Source organism: Novosphingobium barchaimii LL02 (genome assembly GCF_001046635.1).
GTDB lineage: Bacteria > Pseudomonadota > Alphaproteobacteria > Sphingomonadales > Sphingomonadaceae > Novosphingobium > Novosphingobium barchaimii.
Map to the genome: position 1 here is coordinate 1,198,363 of NZ_KQ130452.1, position 13,789 is coordinate 1,212,151.

General features: G+C 65.3%; 16 protein-coding genes. 7 read left to right on the plus strand and 9 right to left on the minus strand.

From position 1 onward, the window contains the following. Positions 1 to 89: 89 nt before the first annotated feature. Entirely contained in the window at positions 90 to 788 is a 699-nt protein-coding gene (locus tag V474_RS05880) for an ABC transporter ATP-binding protein (RefSeq protein ID WP_059150525.1), read from the minus strand. Next, on the minus strand, positions 781 to 2,022 hold the full coding sequence (locus V474_RS05885) for a lipoprotein-releasing ABC transporter permease subunit (protein ID WP_059150526.1): 1,242 nt from the start codon (positions 2,020 to 2,022) through the stop codon (positions 781 to 783). Before V474_RS05885 ends, V474_RS05880 begins: the two co-directional genes overlap by 8 nt. 170 nt (positions 2,023 to 2,192) lie before the next feature. On the opposite strand from V474_RS05885, the gene V474_RS05890 reads away from it, so the two are divergent. The 4 genes from V474_RS05890 (at position 2,193) to V474_RS05905 (ending at position 5,354) form a co-directional block, all read left to right on the plus strand. After that, entirely contained in the window at positions 2,193 to 2,594 is a 402-nt protein-coding gene (locus V474_RS05890; RefSeq protein ID WP_059150810.1) for a hypothetical protein, read from the plus strand. Between the two features lie 161 nt (positions 2,595 to 2,755). Beyond that, entirely contained in the window at positions 2,756 to 4,204 is a 1,449-nt protein-coding gene (gene purF / locus V474_RS05895) for an amidophosphoribosyltransferase (protein WP_059150527.1), read from the plus strand. Further along, positions 4,201 to 4,920: an SDR family NAD(P)-dependent oxidoreductase gene (locus V474_RS05900; protein WP_059150528.1), complete on the plus strand. Its 720-nt coding sequence runs from the start codon at positions 4,201 to 4,203 to the stop codon at positions 4,918 to 4,920. The genes purF and V474_RS05900 overlap by 4 nt, the downstream gene beginning before the upstream one ends. Before the next feature lie 83 nt (positions 4,921 to 5,003). Further along, positions 5,004 to 5,354 (plus strand): PilZ domain-containing protein, encoded by a 351-nt coding sequence (locus tag V474_RS05905; protein WP_059150529.1) that lies wholly within the window; start codon positions 5,004 to 5,006, stop codon positions 5,352 to 5,354. 48 nt (positions 5,355 to 5,402) lie between these two features. Here V474_RS05905 and V474_RS05910 read toward each other — a convergent pair whose 3' ends face one another. From V474_RS05910 to sdhC, 6 genes are all read right to left on the minus strand, one after another. Beyond that, entirely contained in the window at positions 5,403 to 7,085 is a 1,683-nt protein-coding gene (locus V474_RS05910) for a M56 family metallopeptidase (RefSeq protein WP_059150530.1), read from the minus strand. Next, complete coding sequence (locus V474_RS05915; protein WP_059150531.1) at positions 7,082 to 7,483, minus strand: BlaI/MecI/CopY family transcriptional regulator; 402 nt, start codon at positions 7,481 to 7,483, stop codon at positions 7,082 to 7,084. Before V474_RS05915 ends, V474_RS05910 begins: the two co-directional genes overlap by 4 nt. A gap of 70 nt (positions 7,484 to 7,553) precedes the next feature. Beyond that, on the minus strand, positions 7,554 to 8,141 hold the full coding sequence (locus V474_RS05920) for a DUF308 domain-containing protein (RefSeq protein ID WP_059150532.1): 588 nt from the start codon (positions 8,139 to 8,141) through the stop codon (positions 7,554 to 7,556). Positions 8,142 to 8,296: 155 nt separating this feature from the next. Further along, the gene (gene sdhA, locus V474_RS05925; RefSeq protein WP_059150533.1) at positions 8,297 to 10,117 is read right to left on the minus strand and encodes a succinate dehydrogenase flavoprotein subunit; all 1,821 of its coding nucleotides are present in this window, start codon (positions 10,115 to 10,117) and stop codon (positions 8,297 to 8,299) included. Continuing rightward, positions 10,117 to 10,506 carry a succinate dehydrogenase, hydrophobic membrane anchor protein gene (gene sdhD, locus V474_RS05930; protein WP_059150534.1) on the minus strand — a complete coding sequence of 130 codons (390 nt, stop codon included), beginning with the start codon at positions 10,504 to 10,506 and terminating at the stop codon, positions 10,117 to 10,119. Before sdhD ends, sdhA begins: the two co-directional genes overlap by 1 nt. Before the next feature lie 12 nt (positions 10,507 to 10,518). Further along, complete coding sequence (gene sdhC / locus V474_RS05935; protein ID WP_059150535.1) at positions 10,519 to 10,914, minus strand: succinate dehydrogenase, cytochrome b556 subunit; 396 nt, start codon at positions 10,912 to 10,914, stop codon at positions 10,519 to 10,521. A gap of 148 nt (positions 10,915 to 11,062) precedes the next feature. On the opposite strand from sdhC, the gene bla reads away from it, so the two are divergent. Together bla and V474_RS05945 are read left to right on the plus strand one after the other, a co-directional pair. Continuing rightward, complete coding sequence (gene bla, locus V474_RS05940) at positions 11,063 to 11,974, plus strand: subclass B3 metallo-beta-lactamase (RefSeq protein WP_059150536.1); 912 nt, start codon at positions 11,063 to 11,065, stop codon at positions 11,972 to 11,974. Then, on the plus strand, positions 11,971 to 12,873 hold the full coding sequence (locus V474_RS05945) for a 50S ribosomal protein L11 methyltransferase (RefSeq protein WP_059150537.1): 903 nt from the start codon (positions 11,971 to 11,973) through the stop codon (positions 12,871 to 12,873). Before bla ends, V474_RS05945 begins: the two co-directional genes overlap by 4 nt. A 24-nt stretch (positions 12,874 to 12,897) precedes the next feature. On the opposite strand, the gene V474_RS05950 is transcribed toward V474_RS05945, so the two are convergent. Further along, on the minus strand, positions 12,898 to 13,173 hold the full coding sequence (locus V474_RS05950; RefSeq protein WP_059150538.1) for a PilZ domain-containing protein: 276 nt from the start codon (positions 13,171 to 13,173) through the stop codon (positions 12,898 to 12,900). Positions 13,174 to 13,421: 248 nt separating this feature from the next. Between V474_RS05950 and sciP the strand changes: the two genes are divergently transcribed. After that, positions 13,422 to 13,724, plus strand: a complete 303-nt coding sequence (sciP, locus tag V474_RS05955; protein ID WP_059150539.1) for a CtrA inhibitor SciP — start codon at positions 13,422 to 13,424, stop codon at positions 13,722 to 13,724. Positions 13,725 to 13,789 lie beyond the last annotated feature (65 nt).

Sequence of the window (13,789 nt, forward strand, 5' to 3'; positions counted from 1 at the left end):
CCTTCTTTTCTGTTCAAACTGACACACTCGATGTGGGAACAGAAAATCCCGAGTTCAACGCTGGTTCCGCCATAATCCTGCGTAACCCTCTAAGTCAGCACACCTTCATGCAAGCGCACCACGCGGTCCATTGCTGCGGCCAGCCGTTCGTTGTGGGTGGCGACCAGCGCGGCGCTGCCCTCGCCCCGCACCAGCGCGAGGAACTGGGCGAAGACCTTGTCGGCCGTCGCCTCGTCGAGGTTGCCGGTCGGTTCGTCCGCCAGCACCAGATGCGGGCGGTTGGCCAAGGCGCGCGCCACCGCGACGCGCTGCTGCTCTCCGCCCGAGAGCTTGCTGGGACGGTGCTCCAGACGCTGGCCGAGGCCCAGCGCGGTGAGCAGTTCGCGTGCGCGTTCGTCGCACTCGGGCCGGGGCTTGCCGGTGATGAGCTGGGGCAGAACCACGTTTTCGATCGCGTTGAAATCGGGCAGCAGGTGGTGGAACTGGTAGACGAAGCCGATGTGATCGCGGCGCACGGCAGCGCGCTGGTCCTTCCCCAGCTTGCTGGCGTCGATACCGGCGATCTCGATCCTGCCGCCGAAGCCGCCTTCCAGCAGGCCGATTGCCTGCAGCATGGTCGACTTGCCCGAGCCCGAGGGGCCAAGCAGGCCGACGATCTCGCCGGGGCGCACCGTCAGGTTCACGCCGCGCAGCACGTCGATACGCACCCCGCCCTGCTCGAAGCTGCGGGTAACGTCGGTGAGGCGCACGACCGGCGCGGAAGTCGAAGCGGGGATGGTTTCACTCATAACGCAGCACCTGCACGGGATCGGTGCTCGCCGCCCTGTAGGCCGGGTAGAGCGTGGCAAGGAAGCTGAACACCAGCGCCATACCGCAGATCGAGACGATCTCGACAGGGTCGGAGCGCGCGGGCAGCTCGGTCAAAAAGCGAATCGAGGGGTCCCACAGGTTCTGGCCGGTGACGATCTCCACCAGATGCACGATAGGCTGGCGGAAATAGAGGAACACGAAACCCAGCAGCAGTCCCAGCACAGTGCCCATCGCACCGATGCAGAAGCCTGCCGTCACGAACACCTTGAGCAGCGAGCGGCGCGTGGCCCCCATCGTGCGCAGGATCGCGATGTCGCGGGTCTTGGCGCGCACCAGCATGATGAGCGAGGAGAGAATGTTGAACACCGCCACCAGCACGATGATCGAAAGCACCACGAACATCGCCACCCGCTCCACCGCCAGCGCCTCGAACAACGAGGCGTTGATGGTCTTCCAGTCGGTGACGATGGCCCGGCCCTCAAGCTGGCGCGAAAGGGGGGCAAGAATCCTGCCGACATTGTCCGGATCGTTGGTGGTGACCTCTATGGTGCCGATCGCATCGCCGGTCAGCAACAGCGTCTGCGCATCCTTGATCGGCATCATCACGAAGGCGTTGTCGTAATCGTAAACGCCGATTTCGAAGATCGCGGCGACCCGGTAGCCGATCTGGCGCGGCACCGTGCCGAACGGAGTAGCGCGGCCCAGCGGGTTGATGACGGTGATCACGTCGCCCACTTGCGCGCCCAGGTTCTGCGCCAGCTGATTGCCGATCGCGACATTCTCGGCGCCGGGTTTGATCTCGGCAAGACTGCCGACTTTCACCTTGTCCTGGATGCGGGCGATGTCTTCGGCGGTATGGCCGCGAAGCTGGATGCCTTCGGTGCGGCCATTGAACGTGACGAGCAGCGGCTGGTCGATCAGGGGCGAGGCTCTGACCACGCCCTTGGTGGCGCGCACATCCTTGAGTACGCGCTCCCAGTCATCGAGCCGGCCGCCGTAGGCCTGGATGATGGCATGGCCGTTGAGATTAACGATCTTGTCGAACAGTTCCGCGCGGAAGCCGTTCATCACGCTCATGACGATCACCAGCGCGGCGACGCCCAGCGCCACCGCGACAAGGCTGATGCCGGCGACCAGCGCTATGAAGCGCTCGCCCTTGCCCGGCAGCATGTAGCGCTTGGCGATGGTCCATTCGAAAGGGGATAGGATCAAGAGCGCGGGGTCCGTCTGTGATCGGTAAAGGGGCAGGGCGGCATTAGGATGATGGATGCGCGCTGGCAAGCTGTGGGCAGGCAAATGGTTCCCGGCGGAATGCGCAAAAGAAGCCTCTGCTATTGGAAAGACTGCTTGATCTGGGGTTCGCCTGGGTGCCAGATGCAGCAATGCATTCCCATACCCGCGCAATGATCGCCGCCGCCACATTCGCTTTCATCACCGGCAAAAAGGTTGCCGGTCTCTACGATCACTCGGCTGGACGCGACCTGCGTATCGCCGCGGAGTTCAGGGGCAAGCAGTTGCAGGGGTTCGACGGCGATCGCGGCGTGAAGTTCGGGGGCACCCTTCCCGAACTGCGCGACGAAGGCGACAGGACGTTCGTGTCCTTCGAGAGCGATGGCAGCACCGTCAAGGGATACGACCGGGGTTCGTCGAGCTTCTATGAGGCGCAAGTGACGGACGGCCTCGTGCAGGTGTACGATCACGGCCCGGCCGCGTGGTTCGCCTATGACGTCCAGGACGCGGAATCGGCCAGCAGCTATCATCGCGGCGCGGCGGACGGCCGCTAGGCAGAGCCACCTGGCCGTCATCACGGCGTCATGTATCAGGCGTTGGAAAGGCCCAGTTCGCGCGACGCACTGCAAGTCTTGCCCCTTCCCCCTTGCTTTTGCCGACAATCACAGCCAAATGCGCGGACGTTTTGACGCGCCAGCGGGCTGGACATACATCCATGAACATTACTCATCCCTTTCTCGATTCGGACGGGGACAAGCTGCGCGAAGAGTGCGGCATCTTCGGCGTTATCGGTGCCAGGGAAGCCGCTGCGATCACGGCGGCAGGTCTTCATTCCCTTCAGCATCGCGGCCAGGAGGCGGTGGGCATCACCAGCTTCTCGGGCGACGAGTTCCACTCGCACCGGGGCATCGGCCACGTGGCGCAGGTGTTCAGCCAGAAGGAACTGGACACCCTGCCCGGCAACATGGCCTCGGGCCACGTCCGCTACGCCACGACCGGCGGATCGGGCCTGCGCAACGTCCAGCCGCTGTTCGCCGACCTTGCCGCGGGCGGCTTCGCCATCGCGCATAACGGCAACATTTCCAACGCGATGACGCTGAAGCATGACCTCGTGTCCAAGGGGTCGATTTTCCAGTCGACGTCCGACACCGAAGTCATCATCCACCTTGTCGCTACCAGCCGATACCCCACCCTGCTCGACCGCTTCGTCGATGCGCTGCGCATGGTGGAAGGCGCCTACTCGCTGATCTGCATGACCCCGGAAGGCATGATCGCCTGCCGCGATCCGCTGGGCATCCGCCCGCTGGTGATGGGCCGCATCGGCGACGCCACCGTATTCGCCTCCGAAACCGTCGCCTTCGACATCGTCGGCGCCGAGTTCATCCGCTCGATAGAGCCGGGTGAACTCGTCCAGGTTGATCACAAGGGTACGATCTCCAGCCACCGCCCGTTCGGCGATCCCGCCCCGCGTCCCTGCATCTTCGAACACGTCTACTTCTCGCGCCCCGATTCGGTCATGGACGGCCTTTCGGTCTATCAGGTGCGCAAGCAGATCGGCGTCGAGCTGGCCAAGGAAGCCTTCGCGGACGCCGACGTGGTGATCCCCGTTCCCGACAGCGGCGTTCCCGCCGCCATCGGCTATGCGCAGGAATCCGGCATTCCGTTCGAACTGGGCATCATCCGATCGCACTACGTGGGCCGCACTTTCATCCAGCCGGGTGATGCCGCCCGCCACGCCGACGTGAAGCGCAAGCACAACGCCAACCGCGCCGTCGTGGAAGGCAAGCGGATCGTCCTGATCGACGATTCGATCGTGCGCGGCACGACCTCGAAGAAGATCGTCGAGATGATGCGCGATGCCGGCGCCGCCGAAGTGCACATGCGCATCGCCAGCCCGCCAACCGAGCATTCCTGCTTCTACGGCGTCGACACGCCCGAGCGTTCGAAGCTGCTGGCCGCCACGATGGACACGGCCGCCATGGCCGATTTCATCAAGGCCGACAGCCTCGCCTTCGTGTCGATCGACGGTCTGTACCGCGCGGTCGGTCAGGAAAAGCGCGCCAGCAAGTGCCCGCAGTTCTGCGACGCCTGCTTCACCGGCGAATACCCGACCAAGCTGACCGACTTCACCGACCGTTTCCCGGCGGAGCTCAACGCAGCGTGAGCGAAAAGGCATTCGAGGGACAAGTCGCGCTGGTAACCGGCGCCAGCCGGGGCATCGGCGCGGCTACGGCCGCCGCTCTGGCGGCGCAGGGCGCGCATGTCGTGCTCACCGGGCGCGACACCAGGGCGCTCGAAGCGGTCGAGGACGCGATCTTCCAGGCGGGCGGTTCGGCCACGATCGCGCCTGTCGACCTTGTCGAGCCGGACGGCATCGCCCGCCTTGCCACGGCGCTGTCGCAGCGCTGGGGCAAGCTCGACATAATGGTCATCAACGCGGCGATCCTGCCCGAGCTGACCAGCGTCGCCGACATCGATCAGCGCGCCTTCAACAAGGCGCTGACCACAAATGTCCTCGCCACCCAGGCGCTGTTCGCCAACTTCGATCCGCTGCTGAAGAAAAGCGGCGATGCGCGCGTCATCGGCATGACCACCACGGTCGCGCAGGCACCGCGTGCCTATTGGGGCGCTTACGGCGCGACCAAGGCCGCCTTCGAGGTTCTGCTGGACTGCTACGCGCAGGAAACCGCCAAGGTTTCGAAGATCCGCGTTGCCATCGTCAACCCCGGCGCCACCCGCACCGCCATGCGCGCACGGGCTTACCCGGGTGAGGCACCCGCCTCGGTAAAGCCCCCTGAAGTGGTAGCTGACCGGCTGGTTTCCCTGCTGACTGAGGACTTTGCGACGGGCCACCGGGAAACCGTTAACCAGACTGCGTAAGTCGATAGTAATCCCAAGCTGGGACACATGGTGACGAATCGGTGCCGAAAATACGCACCGTGCCTAAAAAGCGCGAGGTCGCCATGGTCCACACCCAGCAGGAACGATACGAGGCAGCTGCCCAGGAAGATCGCAGCGCGCCGCGCCTGCGCATCTCCATCCCCGCATCGCTCAGACCTTCTGGCTCCAAGGGTTTCCAGACGGCGGTGCGCGATCTTTCGCTATCGGGATTTTCGGCAACCGCGATGACCCGCGTCGCGCCCCGCACCATCTGCTGGCTGACGCTGCCCGGCATGGATACCGTCACCGCCAGAGTCGTTTGGTGGGATAACGGTCTGATTGGCTGCGCGTTTGACCACCTGCTCAACCCAATGGAGCTGGAGGCCATCCTCTCCCGCTGGAACGGTGACAACCGCAAGAACCGGAGCTTCTGAACTACCGGCCACAAGGCGTTTCCCGGTCCCTCTTGCACTCGGCGGCGATCAGCTACCGCGCGCTTCCTTCATCGCATCGGCCAGTTCGCCCTCAAGGTCCGACAGGATTTCCGCTCGTACCTGCGGATCGAGGTCGCGGTTCGAGGCGATGGAAGCCCGCGCACTGCGAATCGCGTTCACCGCAGCCTGCTTCGCAGCCTTGGGTTCGCCCGTGCAGATCACCACACTCGCTGATGTGCCATTCGCCTCGCCGCGCGCTTGCCGGCGGGTGCTATCCGCCGGGCAATCCTCGTCCAGGATCATCTGACGGATGACCTTCCCAGCGCCGGAGCCGTCGCTGCGCACGATGCTGATGGTGCGTCGCTTGCCATCGCTGGATACCCTTTCCTCCACCTGCGGCGCGCGGGCCATCGCATCGGCGGCGCGGCGATCGGCGTCCTCCGCCCGGCGGTCAGCGTCAGCGGCTCGGCGAGCATGGTCCTGCGACATGGCATTCCTGAGCGACATCGGCTCGGGCGGTGCTGGCGGAACCGGGGGTGCAGGAGGCACCGCACCTGCTTCGTCCGGCCAGTCGGGCTGTGCCGGTGCATCCGGTATTTCGGCAGCCCCGGGCGCTTGCGGAGCTTCGGAAACCCGCGCATCGGTCGAAGACTGCACCGCAGGCGCTGCCGGTGCTGCCGGTGCTGCCGGTGCTGCCGGTGCTGCCGGTGCTGCCGGAACTTCAGGCACATCCGCCTTTTCCATCGCGGCGTAGCTGACCGTTGCGGTCGCAGGCACGGCGACGATGGCAAGCGCGAAAAGACTGCGAGCCAGTACGCGCCGCGCGGGGGTCACATCCTTGCGGGCCAGCGCTTTCAGCCGGTGGATGATCGGCTTCTCACCCGAAAGCGACCCGGCCATCGGCGCGGCGAGTCCGAGCCGGGCCCCGCCTGCCAGAGAGGCGATCAGGCGGCCGTACCGCGCGCGTTCCTCGCGGCTGCGGCCCAACATGACCCGCGCATCGCAGGCTGCCTCCTGATCGGAGCGCACGGCGCGCCAGCCGGCCCAACCCAGCGGATTGAACCAGTGGAGCGCGAATAGTGGCTGCATCGCAATCAGCGCCAGCAGATCGCCGCCCGCGTGATGCTCCATCTCATGGGCGATCGCGAAGTCGGACGTCTCGGACTCCTCATCCGCGAGGAAGTGCATCGGCAAGGCCACCACCTTGTCGAACACGCCGAACGCCAGCGGCGCAGTGATCGCCGGGCTTTCGACAATGCGCACCGCGCCGGAGCGGGCGACAAGGCGCGAACCCTCCAGCAGGTCACGGCGCATCCAGCGATACGTGACCGTGCGCCAGACGAGGAATGCCGCTGCGCCGCCCAGCCAGACCGCCAGAGCCACCGTCATCCACGGCACCTGCGCCAGCAGGCCCGGCTCGGCGGCGGCCGCGAGCTGCGCCGCCGGTATCGCGGTGGCCGGCGCCATCGCGTCAATTCCGGCCGCTTGAATGGGGATCGCGGCATGCAGACCCGCCGCCCCGGCGGTCAGCGGCTCCACCGCGAACTCGATCCGGGGCAGCAGCCCTCGCGGCAGAGCCAGCGGCGGCAGCACCAACCGGATCATCGGCAGCACCCAAAGCGCATACGCCGCGCCGGGTCCGAACCAGCGCGCCACCGGGCGGCGGGCGGCCAGCACCAGCGCCATAAGCGCGCCAGTGGCAATGAGCGTATCGGTCAGCCATTCGATCATGACTTCAGCTCCCTCAACAGGGCTTCGATCTCGGTGATGTCATCTTCGGTGAGTGCTTCGCTTTGCGCAAGATGCGCAAAAAGCGGTGCCGCGCGGCCGCCAAACAAGCGGTCCACCAACCGGCGGCTTTCGGTGCCGACATAGTCGGAACGCGCGATGCGGGGGGTATAGAGGAAGCGCTTGCCGTCCGGCTCGGTGCCGACCGCCTGCTTCACCACGAGCCGCGAGAGCAGCGTCTTGACCGTGGCGAGGCTCCAGCCGCGCGGACCGCAGACTTCCTCGCACACTTCTTGGGCCGTGAGCGGGCTGCGCTGCCACAGCGCCTCCATCACCGCATGTTCGGCTTCGGAAATCCTCTCGGGCTGTTCGCCAGCCCCTTCGCCAGACTTTTCCGACATCCCGGCCTCCATCGTTTACATACGTAATCGACTACGTCTGTAAACATGAACGCCGGGTGAATGCCGAAGGTCAGGCTTTCTTGAGCGCAAGGCTCAGCTGGATCAGGAAAACAGCGCGCACTGTAAGGCTTATCGCGACGACCATGGCCAGGAAAGCCAGCCCCGTAACCGGGCCGGAGAACAGCAGGACAAGGCCGAGGACGAGGTCGAGTACCCCCATGAACAGCCGCCAGCCGCGATCATGGAGGGCCTTGAGGGCAACGACTATCTGGAATGCGCCCGCGATCACCAGCCACACGCCGATGGCCCATACCAGCGACAATGCGCCTGCCACCGGGTCGACGATCGCAAAGATGCCGGCCAGCAGCGCCAGCGCGCCGAGAAGGATTTCGGTCCAGCGCGCGCGAGTGGAAAGCGTGGTCCACCCCGCAGCGATGGCGGCCACGCCGTAGACCACCAGCACGACGCCGAGCAGCAGCCCGGTGGCCACGCCTGCAACCAGCGGATTGACCAGCACGATAAGCGCCACAAGCAGCAGCAGCACGCCGTAGCCCATGATCCAGCCCCACGGATTGCCGGGAGCCCGGTTCATCGAGCGGACAAGTGGGTCGCTCTCCACATGAGGGTCGAGCAGCGGGTCGAGCTTGGTGCGTTCCATCGGCGAATTTCCTTTGCGGCGGATTACCCCCACAAATGCATGGAACTCCCCCCAGTTCCTGCCATTCCTTAAGGCCGCGCAGGAATGGAAAAAGGGCGGCGCACCCTTGCCGGTGCGCCGCCCTCCTCTCGTTGTTCAGGTGCCGAAGCGGCGTATCAGTACACGCGGGCCTTGGGCTTGATGTACTCGACGTCGTCAGTAAGCGTGAATTCGTGGACCGGGCGATAGTCGATCTTCACTTCGCCGCCCTTGCCGCCCCAGCCGTTGAACCAGGCTGCGGTGTGCTTCATCCAGTTGGCATCGTCGCGGTTCGGGAAATCCTCGTGCGCGTGGGCGCCGCGGCTCTCCTGGCGGTTCTGCGCGCCGTGGAGCGTGACGGTGGCCTGCGAGATCAGGTTGTCCAGTTCCATCGTCTCGACGAGGTCGGAGTTCCAGATCAGGCCGGTGTCGGTGACATGCACGTCCTGGAACTTCTCGTAGGTCTTGGCGAGCTTCTGCTTGCCTTCGACCATCAGTTCGTCGGTACGGAACACCGCCGCGTGAAGCGACATGGTGCGCTGCATCTCGGTGCGGATTTCCGCCGTGGGCGTGCCGCCCTTGGCATTGCGGAAGTGGTCCAGACGCGTGAGCGCCAGGTCCGCCGAATCCTTGGGCAGTTCGGCCTGGGCCGCGCCGGGCTTGACGATGTCACGCAGGCGGTGGCCGGTCGCGCGGCCGAACACCACGAGATCGATCAGCGAGTTCGAGCCAAGGCGGTTGGCGCCATGGACCGAAACGCAGGCCGCTTCGCCCACTGCGAACAGGCCGGGGACGACCGTCTCGGGGTTGCCGTCGGCGCCGATGGTCATGACTTCGCCGTGGTAGTTCGTCGGAATGCCGCCCATGTTGTAGTGGACGGTCGGAACCACGGGAAGCGGCTGGCGGGTCAGGTCGACACCGGCAAAGATCTTGCCGCTCTCGGTGATGCCCGGCAGACGTTCGCCCAGCACCTTGGGATCGATGTGATCGAGGTGCAGGTAGATGTGGTCCTTGTGCGGGCCGACGCCGCGGCCTTCGCGGATTTCCAGCGCCATCGAACGCGAAACGACGTCGCGGCTGGCGAGGTCCTTGGCGGAGGGCGCATAGCGCTCCATGAAGCGCTCACCCTCGGAGTTCGTCAGGTAGCCGCCCTCGCCGCGCGCGCCCTCGGTGATGAGAACGCCGGCGCCGTAGATGCCGGTCGGGTGGAACTGGACGAATTCCATGTCCTGCAGCGGTAGACCGGCGCGCAGCACCATGCCGCCGCCGTCACCCGTGCAGGTGTGGGCCGAAGTCGCGGTGAAGTACGAACGGCCGTAGCCGCCCGTCGCCAGCACCACGGCCTGCGCGCGGAAGCGGTGGAGCGTGCCATCGTCCATGCACAGCGCGATCACGCCGCGGCAGACCGGAACGCCGTCCGGGCCGGGTTCCATGATGAGGTCGATCGCGAAATATTCGATGTAGAAGTCGGCCGCGTACTTCAGCGACTGCTGGTACAGCGCGTGCAGCATGGCGTGGCCGGTACGGTCGGCGGCGGCGCAGGTGCGCTGCACCGGCGGGCCTTCGCCCATGTTCTGCATGTGGCCGCCGAAGGGGCGCTGATAGATCGTGCCGTCGGCGTTGCGGCTGAAGGGCACGCCTGCGTGCTCCAGCTCGTACACAGCCTGCGGGGCTTCGCGCACCATGTACTCGATGGCGTCCTGGTCGCCCAGCCAGTCCGAACCCTTGACGGTGTCGAACATGTGCCAGGTCCAGTGGTCCGGCGAGTTGTTCTGCAGCGAGGCGGCAATGCCGCCCTGCGCCGCAACGGTGTGCGAGCGGGTAGGGAAGACCTTGGTGATGCACGCGGTCTTCAGGCCGGCTTCGGCCGAACCCATGGTGGCGCGCAGGCCCGAACCGCCGGCGCCTACGACAACGGTGTCGTAGAGGTGGTCGATGATTTTATACGCGGCGGACATCAGGCGTGGGCTCCCAGCGCGAGGCGAACGATGCAGAATACGCCAAAGGCGATCCCTGCGCAGGCGGCGAGGTTCAGCGCCGCGATGCAGGCGAACTTGTTGCCGTGCTCGTGGACATAGTCCTCGACCAGAACCTGGAGGCCCAGACGGGCGTGCCAGAAGGTGGTGATGACCAGCAGGATCATCGCCAGGGCCGGGACCGGACGCGCGATCCATTCGACCATGGTGGCGTAATTGTAATCCGGCAGCAGCACCAGCGATACCGCCAGGAACAGCACGGTCAGCAGGTTGCCGATCGAGGTGAAGCGCTGCAGCAGCCAGTGATGGACGACGCCGCCCCGGGCCGCGCCGAGGCCGCGTACGCGGCCGATGGAAGTTCCGTTACCCATGTTTCCCTTACCTCAGCGAAGCAGCAGGAGCGCCCAGAAGGCGGCGGTGAGTACGACGCCCAGGATCGGGCAGATGATCGACCACATACGGTTGGTGCGCAGCTCGAAGCCGGCGCCAACGTCCAGTGCGAAGTGGCGAAGGCCGCTCATCATATGGCTGAAGAACGCCCAGGAGATGCCCACCAGCACGATCATGCCGATCCATGTCGACATCGCCCACTGGAAGGTCGCGTAGGACGCTGGCCCTCCGGCGAGTGCGCCCAACCACCACAGCAGCACGCCGAGGCCGGCAAATGCCATGCCGTCGCCGGTGACGCGGTGGAGGATCGACACGAACATGTGCGGGCCCCACTTCCAGATCTGGAGGTGCGGCGAAAGCGGACGGTTTTTGGTCCCGGCGTTTGCCATGGCTCTCACGAATCCCTTGCCTGCGGCAGCGCAACAAGCTGCCCTCGACCATGCCCCTTAGACAAAATGCGCCATGGTGCAAGTTCCCAAGACCATCAATGTCGTCGCGTACTGGCCTATCGCATAGGTGCAGCTTAAAGCAGCGCGCATGAGTCGCACCTTCAAAGCCGCCGCGCTGGTCACCCTGCTCGCCCCGATCTGCACCGCAGCGGAGGCTTCGACGCCGCCGCCTCTACCCGCGAACAGTGCGGCAGCGCTTGCTTCCGCCTGCAAGGGCAAGGAAGAATGGGCCGATCCGGCACCGCCCGCGCGCATTTTCGCCAATACCTGGTACGTGGGCACCTGCGGTATCTCGGCGATCCTGGTCACCGGTGAAAAAGGCCACATCCTGGTCGACGGCGGCCTCGCCAAGGCCGCGCCGCTGGTGCTGGCGAATATCCGCAAGGCCGGGTTCGATCCCAAGGCAGTGCGCTGGATCGTCGCCAGCCATGAACATTTCGACCACGCCGGCGCCCTTGCCGCACTGCAGCGCGCTACCGGCGCGAAAATCGCCGCGTTGCCGGTGCAGAAGGTCGCGCTTGAGACCGGCAAGCCCAGCGCGCAGGACCCGCAGGCTGCCGGACTCGACTCCATCGCGCCGGTGAAAGTCGACCGCGTGCTGACGGACGGCGCGACCGTGACGGTCGGCTCGCTCGTCCTCACGGCCCATGCGACGCCGGTCCACGCACCGGGCTCCACAAGCTGGACCTGGCGCTCCTGCGCCGGTGCCGGCGATTGCCGCCGCATTGTCTATGCCGACAGCGCCTCGACGATCTCGTCCGACGGTTACCGTTTCACCGACCACCCCGACCGAATCGCGGCGATCCGCAAGAGCCTGCCGAAAATGGCCGTCCTGCCCTGCGACATCCTGCTCACCCCGCACCCTTCGCAAAGCGCGATGATGGAGCGTTTCGCCGGCACGAAGCCGCTCGCCGATTCAAGCGCCTGCCGCAACTACGTGGCCGCAGCCGAAGACCGGTTCGCAGCGCGACTTCTCAAAGAAGCGAAAGAAGCACGATGAGCTGGAAAGTCACCGCCTTTGCCCCTCGTCTCGTCGTCGAGGGCGCCCTCGTCGCGCATGAGGATGCGTGGGACTGGGACCATGAGATCGTCCTCTCCGGCCGCGAGATCGCAGAGGACCAGCCCGAGGAATGGCAGCTGGAAGCCTGGCTCGACCACAAGCCGACCCGCGCCGACAAGGCCGCGATCGCCGCGCTCTTCGCGCAGGACGCGCCCAACCTGATAGTCGAAGAACTGCCCGATACCGACTGGCTGGTCGCCAGCCAGGAAGGCCTCGAACCGATCCGCGCGGGCCGCTTCCACGTCCACACCCCGGAGCATCCGGCCACCGACGAACCGGGCGTGTTCGACTTTGAAATCCCCGCCAGTCAGGCATTCGGGACCGGCCAGCACGCGACGACCGCCGGGTGCCTGGCCATGCTCACGCATATGAAGGCGCAGGGCCTGGTTATCCGCAACTGCGCCGACATCGGCACCGGCACCGGCCTGCTGGCCTTCGCGGCGCTCTCGCTATGGCCGCGCACGCTGGCGACGGCGAGCGACATCGATGCGGTCTGCGTCGGCGTGGTGGATGACAATGCAGCGGCGAACGGCATGACCATGGGCGCAGGCCGGGGCCAGCTGGTGATGACCGTGGCGGACGGCATGGAGCATCCCGTGCTCGATGCGCGCGGCCCTTACGATCTCATTCTCGCCAATATCCTCGCCGGGCCGCTGGTGTCGTTGGCGCCGGACTTTGGCAAGGCGCTGATTCCAGGCGGACACCTGCTGCTGGCCGGCCTGCTGGAGACCCAGGAAGCGGCCGTGCGCGCCGCCTGCCGCCGCGCCGGGCTGCGCCTCGCCGCGCGCATGGTCAACGGCGACTGGTCGATCCTGTGGATGCGCAAACGGCAGGGCTGATAGGCCCGCCGTTCTCCTGCTCCCTCAGTTGAGGTAGAGTTCCACGCCCTGCACGATGCTGCAGCGCTGGCGCATGGCGCTTTGCGCATCGCGCGAGATTGGCCGGTCGAACGCGAAACCGACGCGGTCGCTCACCACCCAGCGCACGGTTCCGCGAATCGGAGGATACCCGTCGAGGGCGAAGCTGAAGCGCTGCCCTTCGGCGATATCGTCCTGCGCGACTTCGAACTGGCACCCCTCCGAGGAGATGTGCCGCGCCACCGCGGATGCATAGGCTGAATGCTTGCGACGTGTAGACACTCGCACCTCGTTAGATTTGGCCGCGTCCGAATTGGCTAATTCTCTCATACGCAAAAGTAATTAACGCAGGTGAAGTATGTGTAAACGCCGCATCAACCTTTGATCGGAATTTTTGCATAGTCATCCCCGTAATTTACGGGATTTAACGTAAACGCGCGTTAACTATTATCGGTGTTCACAAATTAACGGTTTGGGGCAAAAATCCGAGAACGACAGGGGGTTGGCAACAATCATTCAAGAGGCCAACCATGATTGATACTGAAACCACCCCGCCAAAGGTGGTAACCGGCCCGCTTGGCGAGCCATTAAGCAAAGATACGCTGCCGCCAGCCAATACGTCTCGTTGGGTGGTGCGGCGCAAGGCCGAAGTGGTCTCGGCAGTCAACGGCGGACTGCTGACGATCGCCGAGGCATGCGAGCGCTATGGCCTCACACTTGAGGAACTGGCCTCGTGGCAACGCTCCGTGGAACGCGAAGGCATGGCAGACCTGCGCGCGACACGGGTGCAACACTACCGCCAGGCGCATGAGCGCAAGGGCCGTTACAGCTGATTCCCCATAAGGAATCGGCGCCCATGAGACGGGCATCGGCCGACGTTTGAACGGACCCGTGCATG

Coding starts and splice junctions, on each gene's coding strand:
- V474_RS05905 (WP_059150529.1), top strand. CDS start 5,004: ATGGTCCACACCCAGCAGGAACGATACGAGGCAGCTGCCCAGGAAGAT.
- sdhC (WP_059150535.1), bottom strand. CDS start 10,914: ATGGCAAACGCCGGGACCAAAAACCGTCCGCTTTCGCCGCACCTCCAG.
- sdhD (WP_059150534.1), bottom strand. CDS start 10,506: ATGGGTAACGGAACTTCCATCGGCCGCGTACGCGGCCTCGGCGCGGCC.
- bla (WP_059150536.1), top strand. CDS start 11,063: ATGAGTCGCACCTTCAAAGCCGCCGCGCTGGTCACCCTGCTCGCCCCG.
- purF (WP_059150527.1), top strand. CDS start 2,756: ATGAACATTACTCATCCCTTTCTCGATTCGGACGGGGACAAGCTGCGC.
- V474_RS05920 (WP_059150532.1), bottom strand. CDS start 8,141: ATGGAACGCACCAAGCTCGACCCGCTGCTCGACCCTCATGTGGAGAGC.
- V474_RS05890 (WP_059150810.1), top strand. CDS start 2,193: ATGCATTCCCATACCCGCGCAATGATCGCCGCCGCCACATTCGCTTTC.
- V474_RS05915 (WP_059150531.1), bottom strand. CDS start 7,483: ATGTCGGAAAAGTCTGGCGAAGGGGCTGGCGAACAGCCCGAGAGGATT.
- V474_RS05910 (WP_059150530.1), bottom strand. CDS start 7,085: ATGATCGAATGGCTGACCGATACGCTCATTGCCACTGGCGCGCTTATG.
- sdhA (WP_059150533.1), bottom strand. CDS start 10,117: ATGTCCGCCGCGTATAAAATCATCGACCACCTCTACGACACCGTTGTC.
- V474_RS05945 (WP_059150537.1), top strand. CDS start 11,971: ATGAGCTGGAAAGTCACCGCCTTTGCCCCTCGTCTCGTCGTCGAGGGC.
- V474_RS05880 (WP_059150525.1), bottom strand. CDS start 788: ATGAGTGAAACCATCCCCGCTTCGACTTCCGCGCCGGTCGTGCGCCTC.
- sciP (WP_059150539.1), top strand. CDS start 13,422: ATGATTGATACTGAAACCACCCCGCCAAAGGTGGTAACCGGCCCGCTT.